Raw genomic sequence first — 26,407 nt, 5'->3', positions numbered from 1 at the left:
TATGCGCTCCTATTTCAATATATTTTAAAACGAAATTTCTTTATTTAATTTGTATAAAGAAAGATCTGGTTGATGCTTACCATTTTCAAGTGTATCAATAATATCAGAAGCAATTACTTCTTCATTTCTCATTCCAACACATAAGCCACCTTTTCCTTCTAAAAGAAGTTCAACAGCTTTGGCACCAAATTTACTTGCTAATACGCGGTCGCGAGCAGATGGAGAACCACCACGAACAACGTGTCCTAAAATAGATACACGTGTATGGAAATCACCATGCTCTGCTAATTCTTCTGCAAATTCATTACCGCCTTTAACACCTTCAGCTAAAATGATTAAGCAATGTTTTTTACCACGATCACGACCATCTTTCACACGTTGTGCTACTTCAGCCATGTCAAAGTCATGCTCTGGGATGATAATATCATCTGCACCACCTGCTACACCCGCCCAAAGCGCGATGTCTCCAGCATTACGTCCCATTACTTCGATAACAAATGTACGTACATGAGAAGTTGCAGTGTCACGAATTCTATCAACTGACTCTAAAACTGTGTTAATAGCTGTATCAAAACCGATTGTATAATCAGTTCCTGGAATATCATTATCAATTGTTCCTGGGATACCAATAGCTGGGAAACCATGACGAGTTAACGCCATTGCTCCATGGTATGAACCATCTCCACCGATAACAACCAATCCTTCAATGCCGAATTTTTTAAGTTGTTCGATTCCTTTTAATTGTCCTTCTTCTGTCGCAAATTCAGGGTAACGTGCTGAATATAAGAATGTTCCACCTCGTTGAATAATATCTCCAACGTCTGCAACATCTAAACGGCGAATGTCACCGGCTACCAAACCAGCAAACCCATAATTAACACCGTAAACTTCTAATCCTTCAAAAATTGCTTTACGCGCAACCGCACGAACTGCAGCGTTCATTCCTGGTGCGTCTCCACCACTAGTTAAAATAGCAATACGCTTCATTTTTTCCACCTCAACATATTTTTTAACATCTAAAAATAAATGTATAAATTACCAAAATTCAATTCCTATAGTATTTTACCATTTTTTGACACAATTGTCTTACTAAATATCAAAAAAACACAGAAATTTTGTCTTTTCTTATTAAACTGACCCTTTATCAAAAACAACATTTTTTTCACCAAGTAGTGCCACTAAGTGTGTCCTTACCTCTTGATTATGTTCTATCCATAACGATTGATTCAACATACTTCGCTGATTTGTTTGTTCATTATATAAAATAACTGGATTATTACCTTTATAATCCTTAATTAATTCTTTTATTTCAGCTAGTACTTTTGGGTGATTGATATCTTTTGAAAGTCTAAGATAACAAACAGATGAACCAATTTGTTGTGACAATGTTTCGATTGGCTCTAATTGTTCAACTAGTAGTTGACGTTCTTGATTGTAACGACTTTCTTCAACTTTACCACTAACTAAATAAACATTGTGTTCTTTTAGTTGACTATAAAACTTACGATAAGCACTTGGGAAAACCGTTAACGATAAATCGCCACTTTCATCAGAAACTTCTAAAAATGCCATTGTCTCACCTTTTTTCGTTCTAATTTCACGAATTTTTTTTAAATAGACTAAAAACGTTTGATGCTTACCAACTAATGATTGAGAAATGTTTATAGCCTGTTTGACTAGTTTGATACTCTTATATTGATTCACCGGATGTCCTGATACGTATGCACCTAGTAATTCTTCTTCAAACGTTAATTTCTCTTCAAGCGAATAATCTGGTAGTTGGCTTTCCTTGAGTTCAAGTGTTGCAAGCATATCAAAGCTTCCTCCACTAATTAATACATTGGCAATATTTCCATCTAGATTCTTCATCAATTCTCGACGATTTTTTTCAATCTCATCAAATGCTCCAATCTGAATAAGAGGCGTTAGCCACTCTTTTTTAAGCCATTTATTGTCATTTCGAATTAAGAAGTTATCAAAACTAGTATAAGGGCCATTTTCTTTTCGCTCGGCAATTAACTCTTTTACAAAATCACGTCGCAGGCCTTTTAAAGAACTAAAACCAAACAATATTTTGTTATTCTTTGTTAAAGAAAAACTATACGATGAACGATTAATCGTTGGCCCTTTAATTACCACGCCGTATTTTCTTGCATCCGCGATGTATTCTTTGATTTTTTCTAAATTATGACGAACCGAGTGTAATAAGGCAGCAAAAAATGCCGCTGGATAATGCACTTTTAAGTAGGCCATTTGATACCCGACAAAAGAATAAGCCATCGCATGCGAACGATTGAAACCATAATTAGCAAATTTTTCAATGTATTGATAAACTTCTTCTGCGACTTCCAGTGTATAACCATTGGAAACGGACCCATCAATAAAATGTTGCTTTTGCTCGTCTAAGACCCGTTTAACTTTTTTACTAACAGCTCTCTGTAAAATATCTGCTTGTCCTAAAGTGAAATTAGCCATTTTAGCAGCTACTTGCATAATTTGTTCTTGATACACAATAATGCCATACGTCACATCTAAAATATCTTTTAAACTCTCATGTGGATATTGAATGTCTTCTTGACCGTGTTTTCTCTTAACAAATGTTTCAATATTTTCCATCGGACCGGGACGATATAAAGCATTAACTGCTGCGATATCTTCAATTGATTCAGGTGATACTTTTCGTAATACATTACGAATACCTGCAGATTCAAATTGAAAAACACCTGATGTTTGCCCTTTTTTAAATAAGGCAAGCGTCTTGGGATCGTTCATAGGAATCATCTTTTGTGTTAATTTAGTACCCGTAGTTCGTCTAATATGACGTAAGGCGTCATCAATAATTGAAAGATTTCTTAAACCTAAGAAGTCCATTTTCAAAAGACCAATTGCTTCAACATTTCCCATTGCAAATTGCGTTAGAGGAATATCTTCTGACCCTTCTTGCAGTGGAACGACATCGGTTAACTCAATATCACTAATAACGACACCTGCCGCATGAGTAGAGACATGTCGAGGCAGTCCTTCTAATTGCCTAGCCACTTTAAAAATCAATTGGTTACGTTCTGAACTCTCTACAAGTTTTTGTAGTTTTTTTGATTGATTAAACGCATCATTAAGCGTAATTTTCAACACATTAGGAACGGCATTTGACCATTCAGAAGCTTCATTCTGAGACAGACCGAATACACGACAGACATCTCGCAAAACCATCTTAGCAGCCATCGTACCAAATGTGGCAATTTGGGCCATGTGCGTATCACCATATTTGTCATGTACATAATGCAAAATTTCATCCCGACGATTATCAGGAATGTCTATATCTATATCAGGCATACTATTTCGCTCTATATTTAAAAAACGTTCAAACAACAAATGATACTTGATAGGATCTACATCTGTAATCGATAAAACGTAAGAAACCAAAGCCCCTGCTGCCGAACCTCTTCCGGCACCTGTTACGACTTCTTGCTCTTCAGCAAAACGCATCACGTCCCAAACAATTAAGAAATAATCGTCAAAGCCCATCTCATGAATCACACCAAGTTCTTTTTCTAAACGTTCAACATAGCGTTCATCATATTCTGGTATCCGTTGTGGTAAAAATTCAAAACATAATTGACGTAAATACTCGCCTGCTGACAAATTGTCAGGTGTATCAAAATGAGGCAATAAACTTTGACTAAAATCCATCTCAAATTGACAAGCTTCGGCAATAGCATGGGCATTTTTATAAGCATCTAAATGTTCACTTGCGTCATAATAATTCCAAACTGATTCTGGACTTTGCAAGTAATACGAACCCGCTTCTTGGTACTCCAAACTTTCTAAACGTGTTCCCAAATCAATGTGATGTAAGATTTCTACAGAAAAATGATCACTGGGTAGTAAATAACGACTATCTTCAAAAGCGACCATTGGAATCTTCAGTAAGCTATATGCTCCCTGTAAACTGTTTAATTGGGTATCATTCAAATAATTAGCTACTCCTCCATAAATAGAAGCATTATCCGCAACCGCTGTTATAGATGAAATGAATGAAGCCATTGCTTGTTGGTTATCTTTTTTTAAGTGATAATTCAGTTGTGATTCTTCTGCTGGAATAACAACTACTAAATCTGAAAAATAAGGGAGTAATTGCTCTAAAAAAACAGCTTGATGTTGATGCATCATTTTCAGTGTTGATAGTTTGATTAAGTGTTGATAACCTTTTTTATTTTTAGCATAAAAAACTAATTTAAATGTTAAATGTTCAAGTGTTTCGACGGTATATTCTATAGTTACACCAATTATCGGATGGATGTTTTCAGACTTGCATGCACGATAAAAATCTGCCACACCTGACATGGTATTAATGTCTGCTATCCCAAGTGCTGAATAACCTAGCTTTTTCGCTTGTTTTACAAAGTCCTGAATACGATTGGTACTTTTCAGTAATGAAAAAGCTGTTTGATTATATAATTGTACGTTTTCCATTGACATCCAACCTCCTTTTACATCTTATAGTATATCATGAAAACTCTTAGCTAATATATTCTCTCTTCTTAATAAATAAAATTAACTATACAAGTCTAGACTTTTAACAACTATGTGATAAAATAAACTTGAGGAAAGAGGTGTCGTTAATGAGATTTATTATCGTATTACTTTCAGGTTTAATTATTGGCCAAATGATTGGTTATTTAGGTGCAGCATTAAGTCATACTGCTTATACACCTATGTCAGCATTAATCGGTTCACTTATTTTAGTCGCAATTGTTTACATTATAGGCGAACTGACTTCATCAAAAAAAGAAGCATAATAATAAAAAACATCAGCTAATAATTACACTTGAGTAATTATCAGCTGATGTTTTTTATTATTTGGCTGACCAAGCAAAGCCTATTGTTTTTTCTCCAACATGCGTGCCCACAACTGGTCCTAAATGGCCAATCTCTATATGAATACCAGGGCATTTTTCTTCCAATTTAATCTTTTCAATTTCAGCGATTTGTAAACTGTTCGCATGAATTAAATAATAAATATGCTCTTGTTTTGCTTTTTTATAATGTTTAACGATTAAATCTTCCGCACGAGCAAATGCTTTTTTCGATGAACGAATTTTTTCAGATAACACAATGGATCCTTGATCAAATTTTAATACGGGCTTAATTTTTAATAAACTACCAATAATTGCTGAACTATTTTTTAAACGACCGCCACGTACTAAATGATTTAAATCATCCACAATTAGATAGGCTTCTGTATGCTCACGAACAAACTCTAAACGTGAAACAATCGTGTCTAACTCTTCCTGATTTTGAGACATTTCTAATGCTACACTGACCATATGTCCCATTGGCATACTTGTAATTTTAGAATCAAAAGGAATAACCTCTATTTCTTCAATACCTGGAGACATTCCAATCAAATTATTAATAAACCCAGAAATTCCTGATGATAAATGAATACTAATCACACGTTCATAACCTTCTTTAGCAAGATGGCTATACAACTCTAAAACTTCTCCAATCGATGGCTGTGACGTGCTAGGTAATTCCTTACTTTCTCTTAACAATTGATAAAACTGACTTTCATCAGCCACATCAACACCTTCATTATAAATTTTTCCATCTATAATAATTGGAATAGGAATCACATATACATCTGGATGATTCTTAACAGTTTCAGGTAAGAACGCCGTGCTATCAGTGACTATAGCTGTTTTCATTGTATTCTCCTTCCTAATTTGCTAATCATCACTATATCATACTTTAATAACCCCTTAAATAAAATTTTAGTTTATTCAAAAAAACTTAATAATTCTGCTTGATGAGATCCTAAAGGCGTGTTAGCCTCAAGATGTTTAAAGCTTACGTTTTTTTGATCTTCAAACGTTAAATTTTTAGTTAGTGATGTTAATTCTTTAATGTTAAAATCATTTTCTGAGTATCCAGATAGTACGCCCAAAGCTTTTGGTAGTTTTAACAAATGAGCCATTGAAAAACCATCTGTTAATACATGTGTCGTTAAGGTTTCTATCGATTTTTGACGCGTGTTTCCTTCCCCTTTTAAGCTCTCTTTGACTAGTCGTTTGGCCTCGTCTTTAGGAAATTCTTTTGAAACAAAATGTTCAACGATCAATTGAGCAGAATATGGCGTGCTAACTACATAATGTTCAAGTTCAATACCCGTACTCTTTTCTAGTTGTTTAATCACCTCAGAAAGGCCTTTTTGAAAATAAACGTCCTCAAAAGATGTGCCATTATTAGTAAATGATATTTCAGATGGCATTGTTAATATGCGTGTTTCATTTTCATGTTTATCGTATTTAAAAATAGAAACAAATGATAATTGTTTTATCTTCTGTTCTTGATTAATCACTAAAGTATATACTTGCTGATCTTTATTATCAGATAACTTAGGCGCAGTCACTTCTGGTCGAACGTAGTCTATATCATATTTTGCATCTTTTAATCCCGTTCTATATTCAAACAGCACAAACCCCATGACTATAACAATCAACATAAACACTAGTTGATTAATAACATAAACAAAGGCTGCAAAAGCAGACATTTTTTTTAGATTTTTTTTTGATTGTCTTTTCATTTTTCCCCTCAATTCATTAGGACATTTCGTAGAGCTATTTACTTTATGGGATTAGTCAATAATATTCCGCTTGATTTGATTAACAATTTGATTAACTGATAACCTATCAACTTCTACAATAAAGGTGGCAACGTCTTCGTATAGTGCCCGTCGATCATTCTCAATTTTTTCTAGCTCTTGTTTTGTCCGTTGAACCACAATAGGTCGAACATTTTTCTTGTCTGCTATTATTCGTTGATACATCGTTTCAAACTCTGCTTTTAGCCAAATGATGTGGCTAGTAGACTTATTTAATAATTGACGATTTTCAGAAGATAATACCACACCTCCTCCTGTTGAAATAATGGAAGATGTTTGTAAACAATCTCTTAAACACGCTGTTTCAATTCTTCTAAATCCGGATTCGCCATAGCGTTCAAATAATTCTGAAATGCTTTGCCCCTGAGAATTTATTATTAATTGATCCATATCTACTAGAGGAAGATTACTTTGTGTTTGAAGCGCTTTTGCTACAGTCGTTTTACCACTTCCCATAAACCCTACTAAGACGATGGAAGTCATTGTTTTTCTCCTATTAAGCTGGCTAAATCTTCAAAGAAACGTGGATAAGAAACAGCGACAGCTTCCGAATTTTTAAGCTCAACTTGCCCGGTTTCAACTAATAAACTGGCAATTGCTAACATCATTCCTATACGATGGTCACCGTGTGAATCAACAACAGCGGCGTGTAGTGGGGTCGGTCCATGAATAATCAGACCATCTGAAGTTGTTTCAATGTTAGCCCCCATTTTATTTAATTCAGAAGCGGTAACATCAATACGATTGGTTTCTTTAACCTTTAACTCTTCCGCATTCCGAATAACTGTGGTCCCGCTAGCTTGTGTGGCCAATAAAGCAATAATCGGTAATTCATCTATTAATCTTGGAATTAACTTGCCCTCAACGGTCGTTGCTTTTAAACTACTATTTGTAACGGTCAAAGTGGCCGACTTGTTTAACTTATCTTCATTAGTAATTGTCAAGTGGCCGTTCATTTGACGAATAACATCTATAATACCTGTTCTTGTAGCAGAGATTCCGACATTCGGTAACACTATCTGACTTTCTTTAGTTATTAATCCAGCCACCATGAAAAATGCTGCTGACGAAATATCCCCCGGCACCACAACAGTTTGGGCAATTAGTCGTTGGGGACCTTTTAAACGAATGACTTTACCAGTTACTTCTAATTTGCCACCAAATTGTTTAATCATATCCTCCGTATGGTCACGAGTCTTTTCCTTTTCAATAACGGTAGTTTCTCCCTTAGCATGAAGGCCGGCTAATAAGAGCGCCGATTTAACCTGTGCACTGGCAACAGGCATCTGATAGCGAATACCTGTTAACGTTTGATTACCTTTAATATGAATTGGTGCATAGTTACCATCCTGTGTTGAAACACTTGCGTTCATCTCTTTTAAGGGAGTCAATACTCGCCCCATTGGACGTTTAGCAATAGAGGCATCACCATATAATGTCACATCAACAGGCCCCCCCGCTAACAGACCTGTTGCTAAACGAATCGTGGTACCCGAATTTCCAATATCAATAGGTACTTTAGGCTGTTTAAAGGATTCAATCCCACAACCATTTACTAAAACATCCGTTCCCTCATGTACTATTTCGACCCCTAGAGAGCGAAACAAATGAAGGGTAGACAAACAATCTTCTGCTTCTAAAAAGCCTTTAACTCTAGTCTGTCCATGTGCTATTGCACCAAACATGATACTTCGATGTGAAATAGATTTATCACCTGGCACATAAACATGACCTTGTAATTTTTTTTGGTTAATCAATAACTTCATGGAAGGAAACTCCTTAATATTTTTTTACCGTCTCACGATAATCAGCTACTTGTATTTTTAAGCGTTCAAAAGAATCAGCTTCAAATTTATTCAGTAACTCTTTTGCCACTTCAGTTGCTACTACATACTCGGCAATCACGCATGCTGCAGGTACCGCACAACTATCAGAACGTTCCACACTTGCTTTGTAGGGTTCTTTCGTATCAATATTGACACTCATTAATGGTTTATATAATGTTGGAATTGGCTTCATCACACCTCGAACGATAATTGGCATACCATTAGTCATACCACCTTCAAAACCACCTAAGTGATTGGTTGTACGTGTGTAACCATCTGTTTCACTCCAGATAATTTCATCCATAACTTGACTACCGTGTAAATTAGCTGCTTCAAATCCTACACCAAATTCTACACCCTTGAAAGCATTAATACTCATCATCGCTTGGGCAATCTTTCCATCAAATTTATTATCCCAATGCGTATAACTTCCTAAACCAACTGGCACACCACCTACAACAACTTCAACTACACCACCAACCGTGTCACCATCTTTTTTAGCTTGATCGATAACGTCTTTCATTTGTTGTTCAACTTGTTGATCTAAACAACGTACTTCAGATGCTTCAGCTAAGCGTTGGATATCATTTACTGTATAATGCGGTAACAAATCAGCATGTACTCCGCCTATCGTTACCACATGGCTAGCCACCTCAATCTCTAATTCCTTTAGCAGTTTTTTGGCAATAGCTCCTACTGCCACGCGCATTGTTGTTTCACGAGCTGATGAGCGTTCTAATACATTTCTTAAATCATCAAAGGCATATTTTTGACCACCGACTAAATCGGCATGTCCAGGACGTGGTTTAGCCACACGACGTTTTAATTTTTCTTTATCTGTTACTGACTCACTAGACATTACTGATTGCCAATTTTTCCAGTCCTTATTTTCAACGACTAGTGTGATTGGAGAGCCCAGTGTTTTACCATGGCGAATGCCTGAGGTAATACGTACGCGATCTTTTTCAATCAACATACGACCACCTCGTCCATAGCCTTTTTGTCGACGAGATAAACCTTCATTTATGTCTTCTTCTATTAATGCTAAACCCGCTGGGACACCTTCAATAATCGTTGTTAATTCTGGTCCATGTGATTCACCTGCTGTTAAAAATCGCATTTTTTCACCTTCTATTTTGTTATTTCTAAAAATTCTTTCATCTCGGTTATCGGCAACTGATGGATAACGGCTTGACCAATTGTTGGCACAAGAATTAATTTCAATTGACTTCCTCGTGTTTTTTTATCATGTGTTAAGGCACCATATAATTGTTCTCTATTTAAATCTGGCCATTCAATGGGTAGATCAAATTTAGTTAACATTTCTCGTAAGGAAGCTGTGACACCTGATGCAATCAAGCCTTTTTTTTCAGCAACTTTTGACAGCTGCACCATACCTATTGAGACAGCTTCTCCATGTGTTATTTCCCCATATCCTGCTTGATTTTCAATGGCGTGACCAATCGTATGTCCAAAATTTAAGATTAAACGATTGCCGTTATCAAATTCATCCTCTTCAACCACTCGTGCTTTAATTTGACAGCAAGCATGAACGATTACTTCGGCTTCTGAGACTAAAGCTTCTTTATTATCGAGTTGTTCTAGTTTAGACCATAGACTCATGTCTGCTATAGCTGCTGATTTTACGATTTCAGCTATTCCTTCACTAATTTGGCGGCTATTTAGCGTTTGCAATGTTTGAGGATCAATTAATACGCCATCTGGTTGAGCAAATGTACCTACCAAATTCTTTGCTACCTCAGTGTTAACGGCTGTTTTCCCCCCAACACTACTATCAACTTGCGCCAATAAAGTGGTAGGTACTTGAACAAACGATAGACCTCTCATGTAGGTAGAAGCAACAAATCCACCTAAGTCTCCTACAACCCCTCCACCCAATATAACCACGCCATCCGAGCGAGTCATACCGAATTCAGCTAATTGCTCATATAAAAGACTTGCGGTTGTAAGAGATTTACTTGCTTCTCCTGGAGTCACACTAAATAGTTCTGTTTCAAAACCCGCCTCAATTAACGAGGTCTTTACGATGGATCCGTATAGAGCATTCACCGTATCATCCGTAATAATCGCTAGTTTTCGTTTATGCCACAGATTAGCCAACCAGTTACCAATCTGGGAAAGGCTATTAGTTTTTATTGATATCTTATAGCTATGATGTTCTAAATTAACTGGAAGTTCCACTCTACTTCACCTCGCGTTTAATATTAAACAAGTTTAATGGCACGAATTTTTTCCATAGCATCATTCATGATATTCACTTGTTCCATCATATTTAAATAATTTTTTTCGTTTAATGATTGTTGCCCATCAGACCATGCTTCTGCTGGGTTAGGATGTATTTCAACGATTAAACCGTCTGCTCCTGCTGCAACTCCTGCAATCGCCATCGACGGTACGTAATCCCAAACACCTACCCCATGACTTGGATCAGCAATAATTGGAAAATGACTTAATTTTTTGATAACCGGAATAGCGCTTAAATCAAACGTGTTTCGCGTAGCTGTTTCATAGGTACGGATACCTCGTTCAACAAAAATAATCTTCATATTCCCTTGATTTGCAATATATTCAGCTGCATTTAACCATTCATCAATTGTCCCTGAAATCCCACGTTTTAACGCAACAGGCATCCCTGTTTTCCCAACTGCTTGTAGTAATTTAAAGTTTTGCATATTTCGGGCACCAATTTGTAGGATATCAGCATATTGACAAACTAATGGCAAGTTAGCTTCATCCATTACTTCTGTAATAACTTTCATATCATAATGATCAGCTGCTTGGCGAATATATTTCAAACCTTCTTCTTCTAGCCCTTGAAATGCGTATGGAGAGGTTCTTGGTTTGAAGGCACCACCTCGTAAAACCGTGGCACCACCTTCTTTAGCAATGCGAGCACACTCCATGATTTGGTCCAAATCTTCTATCGAACAAGGACCTGCCATCATGACGAAGTGACCTTCACCAATCTTCAAATCGCCCACTTCCACAATTGTGTCACTTGGATGGAATTCTCGGCTTGTTAATTTATAACTACTTGAAATTTGAACAGTACGTTCTACACCCTCATAGATATTAAAACCACCTGTACTCAGTTTTTGAATATCTCCTGCTATGCCAATAGTCACTTGATTATCAGCTTGACTCAAATAGGCAGTCATGCCTTCTGATTCAATACGTGCTATCACGGTATCAATTTGTGCTTGTGTTGCTTCTGGTTTCATTATAATAATCATTGGTTATTTTTCTCCTCAATTAAATCCATTAGTTGTTGAAAAATCGGTTCTGGTGTTACTCTTTTTCCCGTCCATAATTCAAACGAAGCTAGCGCTTGGAATAGTAACATGCCAATACCGTTCATGGTTTGGCATCCTTTTTCTTTTGCTTCTATCAACAATTGTGTTTCTAATGGTTGATAAATAATATCTACAACAAGCTGATTGTCAGATAGCCACTCTTTTCTTAGTAAACTCTCTGATTGTATCATTCCGACATTTGTTGTGTTCACAATCATTGTTGCCGTTTCGCAACGACTGATTAACGCTTTTTCATCAAAGGTAACTAATTCGATAGTCATCCCCGTCTTGTGGGATATCTCATGTAATTTATTCTTTACGAACTCAAACGTCTCATTTTGACGCTTAGCAACAGTTAATGTAGCAACTCCTTCTTTAGCCAAGGCATAAATGATTGCCATCGCTGCACCACCTGCTCCTAAAATAAACACACGTTGATTTCTTAGTTTAATTTGTTTGTACTTTAAGCTTTCGATAAAACCTATACCATCTGTATTGTAACCAGTTAATTGGCCATTACGATTTACTATTGTGTTAAGAGCGCCTAAAAATTCAACTTCTTCAGAAAGTTGATCCATATAAGGTAACGCCAACTGTTTGTATGGCATTGATAAATTAGCACCATACATATACCATTGACGAATAGTTTGTAGACTTCCTTCAAAGGACGTTTCATTAATCTCAAATGCTAAATAAACGCCATCCTCACCTGTTTGCTCAAATGCTAAATTATGAATAAAAGGTGACAAACTATGTTTAATAGGATTGGCAATTACCGCAGCGAGCCTTGTTTTTCCAGATATCATTTTCTCACCTCTATAAAAAAAGACGTTAATCCAAAAAATAAATACGGATTAAACGTCTTGTTATAATTCTTACTAAGTATTTGTGATGTTCATCTTTTTTTCGACGCTGATTGTTACATAAATCCATCAATAACTCTCCTGTAAATTATAGGCGTTTCTTGAGGAAAAGTCAATCATGCGAACGGCTGTGTCACAATGACTTACACTTATTTATTTGGTATTTTATTAGGTAATGAAATCACAAAACGACTCCCTTTAGGTTGATTATGTTCTGCATAAATTTTACCCCCATGACTCTCTGTGATCCACTTAGCTATAGATAAGCCTAATCCATGTCCGCCTGTATCACGTTGCCTAGCAGAATCTTCACGATAAAATCGTTCAAAAATTTGCGAGAGATCTTCTTCTTTAATCCCGATACCTGTATCTGCAATCACGATTTCCCAATTTTGAGACGTCTGCCTACTTGTAATAGTAATTTTGTCACCCATCTCGGTATATTTCAACGCGTTATCAATTATAATCACTAATAATTGCTTCATCAAATTATGATCAAACATAAAATCAAACGCTTCGTTCTTATCAATCTCCATTTTTTTGTCATCCAGATCAGCAATTTCAACAAAAGGATTCATGACACTTTCAATAAATGTTTGTGTGTCTTGCAACTCTTTATTTACGACCAATTGATTGCCATCAGAGCGAGCAAGCATTAATAAGCTATTCGTCAATTGACCTAAACGTTTGGCTTCATTTAACGCAATGGCAATCGTTTCTGACTCATCCATTACTGTATGTTCTGGATGAATAAATAGTTTTTCCAATTTCGCCTGAATAATAGTTAAAGGCGTTCTCAATTCATGAGAGGCATTTTCTACAAATTCTTGCTGTTTTTTCCATGATTTAATAATCGGTTGAATATTCAATTTAGCAAGATAATAACTAACCCCTAACGAAATCAACCAGAAGAATAACATACACGCAATTAATATTTTTTGGAATGATCGAAGCGACTCTTCTAATGAATTAGTATTAGATAACAACTGAGCATAAGGAATAATTTGATTACCTGTCTCCACTAATAATGAACGAAAACGTAATCCTTTAAACTGCTCGGTATCTAATGTAATTGTCTCAATTTTACTTGCTTTTGATGGGGTTAATTTTAGATTCGAAAAAATCTCCATACGATTACCTAGTGCAAGACTATTAGCAATTATTTTATCTTTATCCCACAATACAACTTCTGTTTGAAATAAATTAATACTGTTAATCTTTTGACCGGTTTCTAAGTCATAAGACAGACTCTCATCACTTGAATTTAATGACTTCATTAATTCTCTAGCAATTAAGTACTTGTCTTGAGAGGTTCGCACAAGTTCTTCATCAATATTTCGATATAGCGAACTAGTAATTAAACCATTCACAATGAAACCTAAAAACAAGAAAATCAACGCAAACGATAAAGCATTTCTAAAAAAAAGTGATTTTAAATGATGTGTCTCACTAGTCATGATCCTTCACCGCTAAAATATATCCGACGTTTCGAATCGTATTAATTAATAAATTACTATTTGCTTTAGATAGTTTTTTTCGAAGGTGGCTCATATATACTTCAACAACAGAATAAGACGTTTCTGAATCAAAGCCCCATATACGTTGGAAAATCTGTTCTTTAGTTAAAATACGATTTTTTTGTTGCATCAAATAGACCAGCAAATCAAATTCTTTACCATTCAATTCGATTGACTGCCCTTCTACTTCAACTTGATGAGCATTAAGCGCCACCGTGGTATTACCAAGAAGCAATTGATTATCTCCAACCAAATTCAAACTACGTTTAAGCATCGCCATAACACGTAACAATAATTCCTCACGATGGAACGGTTTGGTTAAATAATCATCTGCTCCTTCTTGAAACCCTTTGATTTTATCTTCTAAACTATCCTTTGCTGTCAACATTAGGACAGGCATGGTCTTGCCTTGTTCTCTAATCTTTTCCAAAATTTGATAACCGTTTAGACCAGGTAACATCACATCTAAAATTAATGCATCATAGTCATTTTCCATTACTTCATAGTAACCTTCATCACCATTATAAACAGGCGTGACCTCACCAACTTCTGAAAGAATTTCAGCCACACTATCTGATAGTAATTTATCGTCTTCAATTAACAACAATTTAATCATGCTACCACCTCTTTCTGTACATATTCATTAATAGTCTATCAAATAAAACCTAAAAATACCTTAAAAAATTAACATCGACCATCGCTACATACTATTTTAAATTTTATAACGATAATTATTTCATAATAATTAAAGACAACATGCTATAATAAAAACTATAAAATTTTTTATTGTTAAGGGGGTATTATTGAGTATTATGTCTAGTTATTTATTTTTGAATGTGTTTTTATTAATCATCCCACTATTACTCTTTATGTGGTCAGTGATTAAACGACCAACAAGCTTATTCACAGGTGCTTTATTTTGCTATATTTTAGGTGTATTAGCTTTTGTTGGTATTATCCAATTAGAAAAAATTTCTTCAACACTCGCCTATATCATTGCAGTGCCACTAGCTATTTTATTGGTCTTACTAGCTATTTTTGGCGTCTATGCAATGATTATTGCGTTATTTTGGAACGAGCGTGTCTTGCTCAAATACGAAAAAAAATCATTTGCTAATTATCTGCCATTAATTCTAGCGACAGGATTGTTAATATTATCCATCACTGAAATTATACAAAATTATTATTTCAATGACATCGCATGGATTGCGACACCGTTTTCTTTTGTTTTAACCATTGCGTCTTATTTTATCGCTGTATTTTTCTTTTTTGGTATTACAGCTTTCCTTTATAACATCTTACCCATTAGAGGAAAAGTCGATTATATTATCATTTTAGGTGCAGGACTTAATAAAGATAAAGTGACTCCGCTATTAGCATCACGAATTGATGCTGGTGTGAAGCTTTATTATGCACAATACAAAAAACATCAACACAAACCGACGATTATTCTTTCAGGTGGTCAAGGTCATGACGAAGCAGTATCGGAAGCTTTTGCAATGTCGGAATATATGAAAGAAAAATATCCCGATATTACTAATCTCTTATTAGAAGACCAATCTACCAATACCGAAGAAAATTTACGTTTCTCAGAACAAGTCGCAAAAAAAAATGGAGAAACACGACCATTTAACAAATGTCGCTTAGTTTTAGCAACTAATAATTATCATTTACTACGTGCTGGCAAGCTTGCAAAACTACAAGGGTTAAACGTGCAAGGTGTCGGAGCAAAAACGCGATTATTCTATTTACCTACCGCTTTTATTAGAGAGTATATCGGCTATCTAGTCTTAACTAAGAAGAAACATATTATCATTATCTTACTTATTTTTGTAGCAACTGTCGGAGCAGAACTAGTCGAATGGTTATTAGGCAAAATAGTCTAAATAACAAGAAGAAACTAAAATTTATGTTACACTATAAATAGATTAATCAACTTTTTTATGGAAAGGTAGATGTTTATGGAGCAAATAAAAGATCATCAAAAAATTATTCTTATTGGAAATGGTGCGGTAGGTTCAAGTTACGCCTTCGCCTTAGTTACCCAAAATATCGGACAAGAATTAGGGATCATCGATGTAAATACCGATAAAGCTGAAGGTGATGCGATTGATTTATCACATGCCCTAGCTTTTACTTCTCCGAAAAAGATCTACGCTGCAACATACGATGACTGCCACGATGCTGATATCGTTGTTATCACTGCCGGTGCTGCTCAAAAGCCTGGAGAAACACGTTTAGACCTTGTTCACAAGAACATGAAAATATTCAAAGAAATCGTAACCAATGTGGTCAATTCCGGGTTCGATGGTATTTTCCTAGTCGCAACCAATCCGGTTGATATTCTAACCTATGCGACATGGAAATTTTCTGGTTTTCCAAAACATCGTGTCATTGGTTCAGGAACCTCACTTGATTCCGCACGATTCCGTCAAGCTATTTCAGAATTAGTCGGAGTTGATGCGCGTAATGTTCATGGTTATATTTTAGGTGAACATGGTGACACTGAGTTTCCTGTTTGGTCACATGCTAATATTGCAGGATTACAAATTTATGAATGGGTGAAGTCACATCCGGAAGTTGATGAAGAAGCATTGGTCAATATGTTTTTTGACGTACGCGATGCTGCTTATACTATTATTAATAAAAAAGGCGCAACATACTACGGAATCGCTGTAGCACTAGCACGTATCACTAAAGCCATCTTAAACGATGAAGATTCAATCTTACCATTATCCGTTTATTTAGATGGTGAATATGATCAACAAGACATATATATTGGTGCGCCAGCTGTTATCAATCGTCAAGGAATTAAAGAAGTATTAGAAATTCCTCTAAATCAAGCCGAAAAAGAAAAAATGGTTTATTCAGCCGACACTTTACGAAGTGTACTTAACGAAGCGTTTGATAAGTTTGAATCCGAATAATAAATCGTTAACATAGTAAATCCCCTCGGATTAGAAGCTCACGCTTCTGATCCGAGGGGGTTTCTATATTAACATATTAAATTTTATTAGTTTTTGTATTATTTCAATTATATAAGGAGGCCAATCATAATGAACAAAATAATTATTAGTTCTTTGCTATTACTTATTTCACCTTCATTGGTGAGCGCTTCACTCAATAAAACAACAGAAGAATCCACTAGTCAAACAGTCGTCACATCGGGGAGTAACATTTTTAATGACACCACCACAGAAACCGTCTCAACTAGCACATTAACAACTGAAATTATTAAAGAATATTCTTATGATAGCCAACAAAACGCTGAAACCGATACTTCCAACAGTCAATCATTAATAATGGAAACAACTAATGAAACTATTGAACAACCAATACCACCCACTACTAAACCAGCAATAACTGTTACTAAAAAAGCAAAACACTCCGCAACTATTGTACCTAAACAAGAAACTCAGTCATCCAATAAAACAGGAACAACTAAAACAAACGTAACGACAACCACCATAAAAAAAATGGCTAATTCAACCTCAACAACACCTAATACAAAAAAAGTTGTCAAAAAAACAAACACACCACCACAAGGAAAGTACTATGCATTTAATCGCTACGTCACTGTATTAAAAGGTAAGACCAATACTTGGCAAAATTTTAATTGGGTTAAAAAATATGATAATGCTAAAATCGCCAATAAAACCTACCTCGCAAAAGGCTATTATAAACATCAAAACGGTACTACTTATTATTCTCTTTACAACAATAAAGGAACTTGGATGGGATATATCAGTGCTGGTGCTATTCAACAAGCCAGCGGCGCTCAAGGAAAATATTTTGCTTATAACAAATACGTGACCGTATTAAAAGGAAAAAACAATACTTGGCAAAACTTTAATTGGGTTAAAAAATTTAATAACACTAAAGTCGCTAATAATTCTTACCTGGCTAAAGGTTATTATAATCACGCTAACGGCTCTACTTATTATTCTCTTTACAACAATAAAGGAACCTGGATGGGATATATTAAGGCTTCGGCAACCAAACCTACTCCACCAAAAGCAGCACCTATTAAAGAAACAAATTTTGCGAAATTAAAAGAAAAAACACCTACTTACTCAGCTTCGATGAGCAAAAAATTCGAGCAAGCCGTTAATAACTATCGTCAATCAAAAAAACGTTATGTTTTACCCATCAAAAGTTCTTTACAAACGACTGCAAAAAAAGAAGCTAGCAAAAACACCAACACCAATTACTTAAAATGGACAGCCAATCATGGTCGAGATGGCATTTCAACCACCTTTACCATTATCGGTGCAACTAATGAAAAAAAAGCAGTTGAAAAATGTCTATCTAACTTTAAAAATAGTCCACAACATAATAAAAATTTGCTAGATGCTAACCGTCAATATACAGCGAGCTTTGGTGGTGCTGTCTACGTAATGAAAACAACGATTAACGGCACACCTGTTTATCAATTTGTTTTTAATGGCTATTTTGGCACTAATTATTAAATAAAAAAAGAGTTGGAACAAACGTCCCAACTCTTTTTCTCATGTTATTAGTTGTTGATAATAGTAGTGCGTGGCATTTGTGGCGGTAAGCTATTCGTCATAATAGGTAATTCTGGTAATTCTAACACGACTTGTTCGTCCTCTTTTAGTTGACTCACTTTATCGTTACTGTCAAAAGTAAACACGATTTCATCTTTATAAGCTATTTCGTCGCCACCTTCTATAATTTTCCCTGTAAAACGGCTATCCCCTACACTAATGACCTCAACTAATGCTTGATTTTCTTTTAAAACAACTTCTTTATCTGCTGCTTTTCTCGTCATGATGAATCCTCCTGCAAGAATTAGTAACGCTAATAATAACCACATAATTTTTTTCATCTTGATATCCCCTTACATATCTTATTAAATAACAAAGTTATTCCTATCAAAATTATAGGCCTTTGCTTTGTTATTTGTCAAAATTAAGAGAATATTTTTTGAAGCCAAATAACATCTAACCAACGATCAAACTTAAATCCTATATTTTTTAGATAGGCAGCCTGTTCATAGCCTTTCTTTTGATGGAATAAGACACTTTCCTTATTTTCAGCAGTGACTGATGCAATCATTGTTTTGATCCCTTGAGACTTCAATTGTCGCTCTAAGGCTTCATATAATCTCGTACCAACCCCTTGTTGTTTAGCATTTGGTTTCAAATAAACCGTTACTTCAACTGAATACTGATAGCCAATTGTTTTACCGAATGGCTTGGCATGGCAATAGCCTATAATCTCTTTCTCTGAAGTTTCTGCTACGAAATATGGGTAGCTCTTAGTAATTTCTTCTATACGCTCTTTCATCATATCTACGGTAATACTTTCTGATTCAAAAGAGCTTGTGGTTTCTTTAATATAATAATTATAAATGGTCGTCAATGATTCACTATCTGAAACAGTCACCGGACGAATAATAACATCCATACAAACACTTCTTTCATATTTTTTATCAGTTTATCATGTTTTTGTTTATTCTGACATATCAAACGGCTCAAAAAAACAACATAACACGCTTATTATGTCATAAATAAGACAAACTAATGATAAAATAATAATAGAATAAAACTTAGGGAGTGATCATTCATGAAAAAAATGTTAATTTTTGGTGGGACTCGTTTTTTTGGAAAAAAAACAGCCCAACATTTTGTAAATTTAGGCTATGAAGTAACCATTGCCACAAGAGGTCAAAGTAGCGATGATTTAGGAAATACCGTTAAACGAATAATTGTTGATCGTACAAACGGCAATCACCCAGGTTGGGAACTAGTCTCTAATACACATTGGGATATTGTTTTCGATAATATTGCTTATGATTGGCAGTCACTTGCATTGAGTCTTGATAAAATCAAACATGCTAGTCATTATCTATTTACCTCAAGCATGGCTGTTTATGAAGGAGATAATGGTTTAAAAGGGTTTAAAGAAAGTGATTTTGATCCGACGAACTATACGTACAATTCAGAGGACGTTGATGTTTCTTATGGAGAAGGTAAAAGACAAGGCGAAACTTATTTAACTCACCATGCGACATTTCCTGTCACTTTTTTACGCTTTCCAATTGTCTTAGATACCGATGATTACACGGAACGTTTAAAATTTTATATTGATCATGCGCTAGCTCATGACACTATTATATTCAAACGAGAAGAAGGTTTATACGGTTTTGTTCATGCTAGTGAAATTCCACTTGCAATTGAACATGTAATAACTAAACAATTAACAGGTCCTATTAATATTGCTTCAACAGAACCTTATGACTTCCCACAATTTATTGAGGTTTTATCCAAAGCTACAAAGCAATCCATTGATTACATGATTGATGAACATCAATCTCCTTCACCATTTAGTCATTACGATACCATTTTAAATGTCGACACACTCATTGCATCTGGTTTCACTCCTAGCTCTCAGGATAGTTGGCTTCCTGAAACGATGCGTTATTATGTAGAAAATCTATAGAAATATTGCATATATAAAAAAAACGTGTTATATTATAAGGCTGGTCTCATCCAGTAATAATCTACACGGAGGAACTATGAAAAAAAAATTAAATACGAACATATTAACCACTCTTTCTATTTTTATTACGCTGTTACTTGGGATTTTTTTTACTCTACTATTTCCTGATATCACTCGAATTATAGCATTAGTTACTTTTCTTTCACTTGTTGTTTATCAATGGTTATTACCAAACAAAACAACTAAACGATCAAAAATAGTATGGCATATACCTCTTAAATTATCACTGTTCATTGTCATCATGTCACAAAGTATCATGTTTTATGAACGTGTAGCACCTAGTTTAGCAGCTAAGCTGGCAAGTGATGCCGCACAACAAACTAGTACAAGTGAAACGTTTGTCAAAGAATCATCCGAAGAAATCCACTTATCAGAATCTGAAACAGCATCTTTATCTTCAAGTAGCTACATTGAAGAATTTGACGAATCATCAGATAATGATGAGTTGATGACAAAACAAACTGCAACACTCATTCAAGTCGTAAATGCTAATACGGTCTATCTAATGGTAAACGGACAACAAGCTAAGTATCGCTTGCTCGTCATCGATTCACCTGATACAACTGATCATTATACACTTTCGCAACAAGCCGACCAACGTCTACGAGATATTTTAACTAACGCAACCACTATTGAAGTGTCCTATGACCCATCAACTCATTCTACAGACGACTTTAATCGTGAGTTAGTTTATCTTTGGGCAGATGGTGAGTTAGTTCAAACAACCTTGCTTAAAGAAGGTTTAGCAGAAGTTAGCTATATCGATAGTGACGATTTACTTTATTTAGAAGACATGAAGTCAGCTGAAAACTACGCTATAAATCATGAGATTGGCATTTGGGAAAACGACAATGAACAAAGTTCTCCTTGGTATAATCAAGAAAGTAGAATAGAATCTGAGTCACATGGTAAGAAGCATGAGTCAGATTATCCCACTGATTATGAGTCTGATAACTCTTATACTATGCCACAAGAAGGGGCTCGTTACGAAACGTTTGACAACTGGTTGCAACAAAACAAACAAAAACGGAACACTTATTCAACTAACAGATAAAATGGTATAGCTATTTTTAGCTATACTTTTTTTATTAATGTGGTATATTATAAGAAAGGTGGCGAGACTAATTGAAAAAATATTACCAACTACTCAAAAAAAATTTCAAAGAAAAAGAAAGCGTTTTAACAGAAATTATTAATCTAGAAGCAATTTCAAACCTCCCTAAAGGAACCGAACACTTTGTTAGTGACATCCATGGTGAGTACGGATCATTTGATCATGTAATGCGAACCGGTTCAGGAAGTATCCGAGAGAAGGTAAAAGAAGTTTTTCTCGATCATCCTCTTAACCAAATCGATGAATTGTGTGAATTAATCTACTATCCCGAACGAACAATCGTTAAACAAATAAGTAAGCGTAACACTCAAGAAATAAACAATTGGTATATATCAAATCTATTGACATTATTACCTATCGTCAAAAAAACTGGGCAAAAATATACTCGCTCCAAAGTAAGAAAAGCCTTATCCCCTCAATTTAGTTATATCATTGAAGAGTTATTAAATGAAATTGACAATTTGGAAGCAAAACAAGCTTACTTTGATGCGATTATTATGAAGTTAATCGAGCTAGAACAAATGGATGACTTAATGATTTCACTCTGTTATACCATCCAACGTCTAAGCGTAGATCACCTTCATGTAGTAGGAGATATTTATGATCGAGGTCCCAAACCAGATGATATTATGGACACACTGATGGCTCATCATTCGGTCGATATCCAGTGGGGAAATCATGACATAATTTGGCTTGCAACTCTTGCAGGGTCGCCACAAGCGATGATAAACGTTATTCGTATTTGCGCACGTTACGGTAATCTATCGATTATTGAAGACAGCTATGGTATCAACATTCGACCACTTATTGATTTTGCAACAGCTCATTATCCACCTACACGCAATTTTGCTCCTCACCTAGATGATAAAACATTGCCTGAACTGGCTAAAGAACAAGCCAACTCTGTTCAGCAAGCCTGTGCAATTATCCAGTTTAAGTTAGAAGAACAATTAATCCAGCGCCGACCAGAATTTTTAATGAACGAACGTCAAATGTTATCCAACATTGATTTCACTCAGAAAACTATTCGTATAAATAATCAAACTTATCCGTTAGAACATTTTAATCCGATTACTATCGATAAAAATCTCCCTACACAATTGACTCAGCAAGAAGACCAACTTACTCGGATATTACTAAAAAATTTTCAACATTCTGATAGATTAAGAAAACATATGAATTTTTTAATAGAAAAAGGTTCGATGTATTTATGTTATAACGATAATTTACTTTATCATGGTTGTATTCCACTTCATTCAAACGGAGACTTTAAATCCTTGCATATAGAAGAAAAAAATTATTTTGGGAAAGCGTTATTAGACTACTACGAAAAACATGTGCGTTTTTCTTACCAACATCCCGATTGTTCAGATGACTTGTCAACCGACTTATTATGGTATCTTTGGACAGGCGAATGTTCATCTTTATTTGGAAAAAAAGCTATGACGACTTTCGAACGCTATTATTTGACAGATAAACAAACACATAAAGAAGAAAAAAATCCGTACTATGAGTTAAGAGAACGTGAAGAGATATGCCAACGTATATTGAAAGAATTCAACTTATCTACCGAGGGACATATCATTAATGGGCACACACCGGTTAAAGAAAAAACGGGAGAAAGTCCAATTAAAGCCAATGGCAAAATGTTAGTAATTGATGGCGGTTATGCTAAAGGGTATCAAAAAACAACCGGTGTCGCTGGATATACCCTTCTTTCAAACAGCTACGGCATTCAAATTGCCACACATCATCCTTTTTCAAGTATTGACGATGCGCTGACACATCAAGAATGCTACTTATCTATCAGGCGACTTGTTGAAACCGTTGATCAAAGAAAAACGGTTAAATCAACTACTATAGGAAAAAAAATACAAGAAGAAATCAATGATTTGATGTATATCTTTAACCATTTTGAAGAATTATAAATAAAAAAATCACTTATATAAGAAATGCAATAGGCATAAAACAGAGAATAAGATACAATTAGCTTAACCATATATTTTAGGAGGAACCTACATGACAACGAAAGAACAATCACTTGTAATGATCAAACCCGATGCAGTAAAACGTCTACTTATCGGACAAATCATTCAGCGCTTTGAAAATAAAGGACTAACCATCAGTAACATAAAAATGGCGACATTAACACCTGAATTAGTCGCTGAACATTACCCCCATTTGGTAGAAAAAACTTTTTTCCATGAAATCAGTGATTTCATGACATCTGGCCCTTCAGTTTTTATGATCGTTGAAGGTGATAACGTGGTAGAAATTATCCGTACCATGATTGGCGTTACTAATATTGTCGACGCTGCACCTGGTACCGTACGCGGTGACTTTGGCAATGCTGCTGTTTATCATGAAAATGTTATACATGCCTCTGATTCAGTGACATCGGCACAGGAAGAAATTAAACGGTTTTTTAACTAAAAAGAAAGTGTGACGTTAAATGTCACACTTTCTTTTTTATTAGCTATAGTTTAGTGTCTCAATTAACTTACCACTTCAGGAAAAGTATCTAAAAGCAGTGCACAGTACATCATATTTGCCCATGAGAACCATTCTCTTGTATATTGAGATGGATCATCTACATATACACCTTCATGCATATAATTGGTACCACCATCATTATTAGCCATCATGTCTAATAATCTTATTTTTTCATCATAATTAGTACTTGTTAATCCTTGAATTGACAGTGCAATCGGCCACACATAATTAGGCGGTGTATGGAAACTCCCTACTCCTTCCAAAAACTCACCTTGATAAAAATAAGGGTTATCTGTTGATAAAATTAAATCACGTGTTGCTAAATAACATTCGTCGTCTATGTCACAGTAACCTAAATAAGGTGCCGCTAATAAACTTGGGACATTAGCATCATCCATCAACACATAGTTTCCTAAGCCGTCTACTTCATATGCATACACACGTTTTCCTTCGTGTGTTACAATGCCATATGTTTGAATACCTAAGTCTATTTCATTGGCAAGACATGCCGCTTCTTCTGCTGTGATAGCATCTTGATAAATAGTTAACATTATTTCGTTTAAATATTTCAAAACAACTACAGCAAACATATTAGCAGGTATCAAATAATTATATCGACAACTATCATCACTCGGTCTAAAACCAGACCATGTCATACCTGTGTAACCAACCGGTTCTCCTAGCCCGTTATTAGTCAACGTATCTTCTGGACGCTCACCAAATCTTTCAAAATGATATGGCGAATGTTCATGGTGTTGTTCAACTTTAAATGTTTCTATTATTAATTTTGATGCATTAAAAAAGGCTTGATCAAAATGGGATGTTTGTCCTGTTTCTTTCCATAGCAAGTATGCTAATTCAATGGGGTAGCACAATGAGTCAACTTCATACTTACGTTCCCAAATCCACCCCGTCATTTCCGTTTCATCTTGATGATAGCAATGTCCATTATCTTCTTCATTAAAAGCATTTGCGTAAGGATCAATCAATATACACTTCATTTGACGCTTAATTAGACCTGTTATTATCTGTCTAATTTCTGAACTTTCTTTAGCTAAAAATAAATATGGTTTTAATTGTGCAGAAGAATCTCGTAACCACATAGCTGGAATATCCCCTGTAATAACAAAGGTATCCCCTTCATCTGTAATTTTTACAGTTGTTTCTAATGTATTATCAATACATTGATTAAAGACTTGACTTAGCTTATCATCTTTTACAATAGTTTTAACTTTTTGTTTTAGTTTACCCAGAGTTATCTCTAATTCTTTATTCATAATCTTTCATCCATTTCTCTTCTTTTAATATCTGTTCAGACTTTACCCAAGATTTCAAAATATCTTCATGGTACATCGTTAGTATTTCTGAATATATAGCATCGATGGTTAATAATACAGGAATTTGAGGTGATATTATCCCTGTATCTCGTTTGTCCATGGCACTTGTTACGCAAACTACCGTTGCAAAATCTTTTAACTCTGTTGCGTTATTTGCTGTTATTAACACAACATTGACCTTCTTAGTTTTCAACACATTCACCGCTTCAATCATTGACTGACTATTGCCTGATAGTGTTGAAATAACAACTAAGTCACCACTCTGAACAGAATGTGCCGCCATATTGATGGATTGTTTATCTTTAATAATATTAACAACTTTACCTAATCGTGAAAATTTAAATTTAAAATCTTCTCCAGCAAACGCATTATAACCTAATCCCCAAAAATGAATAATTCTTGACCCTTGAATTAACATGGCAGCTTTTTTTATTTCAGAAATTGATAGTCGTTCACAAGCAGCTTTAATAATTAAACCGTAATTTAAATTAATGTATCCCAAACTTGACTCAACTAATTCTTTATCAACTGAGGAAACAGAATTCTTATATAGATAAACTAGTTCTTTATAATTTGACAGCCCAATTTTTTTACAAAAGCGAGTGATCGATGAATTAGAAACATTTAATTTTTTTGAAAGTTCTTGGATTCCCAAAGCAGGCTTTTGGTCTAAAAAATATTGAGCAATTATTTTTTCTACTTCCGTTAACTTCTCAAAATTAGCCCCAATGATTAAATCAATATAGTCGTTCAA

24 protein-coding genes are annotated in these 26,407 nt (G+C 35.0%); 8 read left to right on the top strand and 16 right to left on the bottom strand.

Annotated features, from left to right (window positions below):
• Nucleotides 1-24: 24 nt before the first annotated feature.
• Both pfkA and dnaE read right to left on the bottom strand, forming a co-directional pair.
• Nucleotides 25-987: a 6-phosphofructokinase gene (pfkA, locus tag E4Z98_RS03780; protein ID WP_135253650.1), complete on the bottom strand. Its 963-nt coding sequence runs from the start codon at nt 985-987 to the stop codon at nt 25-27.
• Nucleotides 988-1,128: 141 nt separating this feature from the next.
• On the bottom strand, nt 1,129-4,473 hold the full coding sequence (gene dnaE / locus E4Z98_RS03775) for a DNA polymerase III subunit alpha (RefSeq protein ID WP_135253651.1): 3,345 nt from the start codon (nt 4,471-4,473) through the stop codon (nt 1,129-1,131).
• A 149-nt stretch (nt 4,474-4,622) separates the two neighbouring features.
• Between dnaE and E4Z98_RS03770 the strand changes: the two genes are divergently transcribed.
• Entirely contained in the window at nt 4,623-4,799 is a 177-nt protein-coding gene (locus E4Z98_RS03770) for a DUF2929 family protein (RefSeq protein ID WP_135253652.1), read from the top strand.
• Between the two features lie 57 nt (nt 4,800-4,856).
• Here E4Z98_RS03770 and E4Z98_RS03765 read toward each other — a convergent pair whose 3' ends face one another.
• The 10 genes from E4Z98_RS03765 to E4Z98_RS03720 form a co-directional block, all read right to left on the bottom strand.
• Nucleotides 4,857-5,708 (bottom strand): DegV family protein, encoded by an 852-nt coding sequence (locus E4Z98_RS03765; RefSeq protein WP_135253653.1) that lies wholly within the window; start codon nt 5,706-5,708, stop codon nt 4,857-4,859.
• 71 nt (nt 5,709-5,779) lie between these two features.
• Entirely contained in the window at nt 5,780-6,586 is an 807-nt protein-coding gene (locus E4Z98_RS03760; protein WP_135253654.1) for a hypothetical protein, read from the bottom strand.
• 51 nt (nt 6,587-6,637) lie between these two features.
• Nucleotides 6,638-7,147: a shikimate kinase gene (locus tag E4Z98_RS03755; RefSeq protein WP_135253655.1), complete on the bottom strand. Its 510-nt coding sequence runs from the start codon at nt 7,145-7,147 to the stop codon at nt 6,638-6,640.
• A complete protein-coding gene (gene aroA, locus E4Z98_RS03750; RefSeq protein WP_135253656.1) occupies nt 7,144-8,430 on the bottom strand; it encodes a 3-phosphoshikimate 1-carboxyvinyltransferase in 1,287 nt (428 codons plus the stop codon). Before aroA ends, E4Z98_RS03755 begins: the two co-directional genes overlap by 4 nt.
• A gap of 13 nt (nt 8,431-8,443) precedes the next feature.
• Nucleotides 8,444-9,610 carry a chorismate synthase gene (gene aroC, locus E4Z98_RS03745; protein WP_135253657.1) on the bottom strand — a complete coding sequence of 389 codons (1,167 nt, stop codon included), beginning with the start codon at nt 9,608-9,610 and terminating at the stop codon, nt 8,444-8,446.
• A gap of 11 nt (nt 9,611-9,621) precedes the next feature.
• Nucleotides 9,622-10,692: a 3-dehydroquinate synthase gene (aroB, locus tag E4Z98_RS03740; RefSeq protein ID WP_135253658.1), complete on the bottom strand. Its 1,071-nt coding sequence runs from the start codon at nt 10,690-10,692 to the stop codon at nt 9,622-9,624.
• Between the two features lie 23 nt (nt 10,693-10,715).
• Complete coding sequence (gene aroF / locus E4Z98_RS03735; RefSeq protein ID WP_135253659.1) at nt 10,716-11,744, bottom strand: 3-deoxy-7-phosphoheptulonate synthase; 1,029 nt, start codon at nt 11,742-11,744, stop codon at nt 10,716-10,718.
• The gene (aroE, locus tag E4Z98_RS03730) at nt 11,741-12,610 is read right to left on the bottom strand and encodes a shikimate dehydrogenase (RefSeq protein ID WP_135253660.1); all 870 of its coding nucleotides are present in this window, start codon (nt 12,608-12,610) and stop codon (nt 11,741-11,743) included. Before aroE ends, aroF begins: the two co-directional genes overlap by 4 nt.
• 206 nt (nt 12,611-12,816) lie before the next feature.
• Nucleotides 12,817-14,124: a sensor histidine kinase gene (locus tag E4Z98_RS03725; RefSeq protein WP_135253661.1), complete on the bottom strand. Its 1,308-nt coding sequence runs from the start codon at nt 14,122-14,124 to the stop codon at nt 12,817-12,819.
• On the bottom strand, nt 14,117-14,800 hold the full coding sequence (locus E4Z98_RS03720; RefSeq protein WP_135253662.1) for a response regulator transcription factor: 684 nt from the start codon (nt 14,798-14,800) through the stop codon (nt 14,117-14,119). Before E4Z98_RS03720 ends, E4Z98_RS03725 begins: the two co-directional genes overlap by 8 nt.
• A 196-nt stretch (nt 14,801-14,996) precedes the next feature.
• On the opposite strand from E4Z98_RS03720, the gene E4Z98_RS03715 reads away from it, so the two are divergent.
• The 3 genes from E4Z98_RS03715 to E4Z98_RS03705 all read left to right on the top strand — a co-directional run bounded on the left by E4Z98_RS03715 (nt 14,997) and on the right by E4Z98_RS03705 (nt 18,653).
• The gene (locus E4Z98_RS03715) at nt 14,997-16,070 is read left to right on the top strand and encodes a YdcF family protein (protein WP_135253663.1); all 1,074 of its coding nucleotides are present in this window, start codon (nt 14,997-14,999) and stop codon (nt 16,068-16,070) included.
• Between the two features lie 69 nt (nt 16,071-16,139).
• Complete coding sequence (locus tag E4Z98_RS03710; RefSeq protein WP_135253664.1) at nt 16,140-17,111, top strand: L-lactate dehydrogenase; 972 nt, start codon at nt 16,140-16,142, stop codon at nt 17,109-17,111.
• Between the two features lie 129 nt (nt 17,112-17,240).
• A complete protein-coding gene (locus tag E4Z98_RS03705) occupies nt 17,241-18,653 on the top strand; it encodes a hypothetical protein (protein WP_135253665.1) in 1,413 nt (470 codons plus the stop codon).
• Nucleotides 18,654-18,700: 47 nt separating this feature from the next.
• Here E4Z98_RS03705 and E4Z98_RS03700 read toward each other — a convergent pair whose 3' ends face one another.
• Nucleotides 18,701-19,033 carry a hypothetical protein gene (locus E4Z98_RS03700; protein WP_135253666.1) on the bottom strand — a complete coding sequence of 111 codons (333 nt, stop codon included), beginning with the start codon at nt 19,031-19,033 and terminating at the stop codon, nt 18,701-18,703.
• 83 nt (nt 19,034-19,116) lie between these two features.
• The gene (locus E4Z98_RS03695; protein WP_135253667.1) at nt 19,117-19,614 is read right to left on the bottom strand and encodes a GNAT family N-acetyltransferase; all 498 of its coding nucleotides are present in this window, start codon (nt 19,612-19,614) and stop codon (nt 19,117-19,119) included.
• Between the two features lie 159 nt (nt 19,615-19,773).
• Between E4Z98_RS03695 and E4Z98_RS03690 the strand changes: the two genes are divergently transcribed.
• The 4 genes from E4Z98_RS03690 (at nt 19,774) to ndk (ending at nt 24,256) form a co-directional block, all read left to right on the top strand.
• On the top strand, nt 19,774-20,649 hold the full coding sequence (locus tag E4Z98_RS03690; RefSeq protein ID WP_135253668.1) for a Rossmann-fold NAD(P)-binding domain-containing protein: 876 nt from the start codon (nt 19,774-19,776) through the stop codon (nt 20,647-20,649).
• Between the two features lie 76 nt (nt 20,650-20,725).
• A complete protein-coding gene (locus E4Z98_RS03685; protein ID WP_135253669.1) occupies nt 20,726-21,763 on the top strand; it encodes a thermonuclease family protein in 1,038 nt (345 codons plus the stop codon).
• A gap of 71 nt (nt 21,764-21,834) precedes the next feature.
• The gene (locus E4Z98_RS03680; RefSeq protein ID WP_135253670.1) at nt 21,835-23,751 is read left to right on the top strand and encodes a fructose-1,6-bisphosphatase; all 1,917 of its coding nucleotides are present in this window, start codon (nt 21,835-21,837) and stop codon (nt 23,749-23,751) included.
• A gap of 91 nt (nt 23,752-23,842) precedes the next feature.
• Nucleotides 23,843-24,256 (top strand): nucleoside-diphosphate kinase, encoded by a 414-nt coding sequence (ndk, locus tag E4Z98_RS03675; RefSeq protein WP_135253671.1) that lies wholly within the window; start codon nt 23,843-23,845, stop codon nt 24,254-24,256.
• A gap of 62 nt (nt 24,257-24,318) precedes the next feature.
• On the opposite strand, the gene E4Z98_RS03670 is transcribed toward ndk, so the two are convergent.
• Both E4Z98_RS03670 and E4Z98_RS03665 read right to left on the bottom strand, forming a co-directional pair.
• Complete coding sequence (locus tag E4Z98_RS03670; RefSeq protein WP_135253672.1) at nt 24,319-25,593, bottom strand: glycoside hydrolase family 125 protein; 1,275 nt, start codon at nt 25,591-25,593, stop codon at nt 24,319-24,321.
• Nucleotides 25,586-26,407, bottom strand: coding sequence for a MurR/RpiR family transcriptional regulator (locus E4Z98_RS03665; protein ID WP_135253673.1), 822 nt, complete (start codon nt 26,405-26,407; stop codon nt 25,586-25,588). Before E4Z98_RS03665 ends, E4Z98_RS03670 begins: the two co-directional genes overlap by 8 nt.

Source organism: Vagococcus xieshaowenii (assembly GCF_004792515.1).
GTDB lineage: Bacteria > Bacillota > Bacilli > Lactobacillales > Vagococcaceae > Vagococcus_A > Vagococcus_A xieshaowenii.
This window is presented reverse-complemented; position numbering and strand designations above follow the sequence as displayed.

Coding starts and splice junctions, on each gene's coding strand:
- pfkA (WP_135253650.1), bottom strand. CDS start 987: ATGAAGCGTATTGCTATTTTAACTAGTGGTGGAGACGCACCAGGAATG.
- dnaE (WP_135253651.1), bottom strand. CDS start 4,473: ATGGAAAACGTACAATTATATAATCAAACAGCTTTTTCATTACTGAAA.
- E4Z98_RS03770 (WP_135253652.1), top strand. CDS start 4,623: ATGAGATTTATTATCGTATTACTTTCAGGTTTAATTATTGGCCAAATG.
- E4Z98_RS03765 (WP_135253653.1), bottom strand. CDS start 5,708: ATGAAAACAGCTATAGTCACTGATAGCACGGCGTTCTTACCTGAAACT.
- E4Z98_RS03760 (WP_135253654.1), bottom strand. CDS start 6,586: ATGAAAAGACAATCAAAAAAAAATCTAAAAAAAATGTCTGCTTTTGCA.
- E4Z98_RS03755 (WP_135253655.1), bottom strand. CDS start 7,147: ATGACTTCCATCGTCTTAGTAGGGTTTATGGGAAGTGGTAAAACGACT.
- aroA (WP_135253656.1), bottom strand. CDS start 8,430: ATGAAGTTATTGATTAACCAAAAAAAATTACAAGGTCATGTTTATGTG.
- aroC (WP_135253657.1), bottom strand. CDS start 9,610: ATGCGATTTTTAACAGCAGGTGAATCACATGGACCAGAATTAACAACG.
- aroF (WP_135253659.1), bottom strand. CDS start 11,744: ATGATTATTATAATGAAACCAGAAGCAACACAAGCACAAATTGATACC.
- aroE (WP_135253660.1), bottom strand. CDS start 12,610: ATGATATCTGGAAAAACAAGGCTCGCTGCGGTAATTGCCAATCCTATT.
- E4Z98_RS03725 (WP_135253661.1), bottom strand. CDS start 14,124: ATGACTAGTGAGACACATCATTTAAAATCACTTTTTTTTAGAAATGCT.
- E4Z98_RS03720 (WP_135253662.1), bottom strand. CDS start 14,800: ATGATTAAATTGTTGTTAATTGAAGACGATAAATTACTATCAGATAGT.
- E4Z98_RS03715 (WP_135253663.1), top strand. CDS start 14,997: ATGTCTAGTTATTTATTTTTGAATGTGTTTTTATTAATCATCCCACTA.
- E4Z98_RS03710 (WP_135253664.1), top strand. CDS start 16,140: ATGTTTATGGAGCAAATAAAAGATCATCAAAAAATTATTCTTATTGGA.
- E4Z98_RS03705 (WP_135253665.1), top strand. CDS start 17,241: ATGAACAAAATAATTATTAGTTCTTTGCTATTACTTATTTCACCTTCA.
- E4Z98_RS03700 (WP_135253666.1), bottom strand. CDS start 19,033: ATGAAAAAAATTATGTGGTTATTATTAGCGTTACTAATTCTTGCAGGA.
- E4Z98_RS03695 (WP_135253667.1), bottom strand. CDS start 19,614: ATGGATGTTATTATTCGTCCGGTGACTGTTTCAGATAGTGAATCATTG.
- E4Z98_RS03690 (WP_135253668.1), top strand. CDS start 19,774: ATGAAAAAAATGTTAATTTTTGGTGGGACTCGTTTTTTTGGAAAAAAA.
- E4Z98_RS03685 (WP_135253669.1), top strand. CDS start 20,726: ATGAAAAAAAAATTAAATACGAACATATTAACCACTCTTTCTATTTTT.
- ndk (WP_135253671.1), top strand. CDS start 23,843: ATGACAACGAAAGAACAATCACTTGTAATGATCAAACCCGATGCAGTA.
- E4Z98_RS03670 (WP_135253672.1), bottom strand. CDS start 25,593: ATGAATAAAGAATTAGAGATAACTCTGGGTAAACTAAAACAAAAAGTT.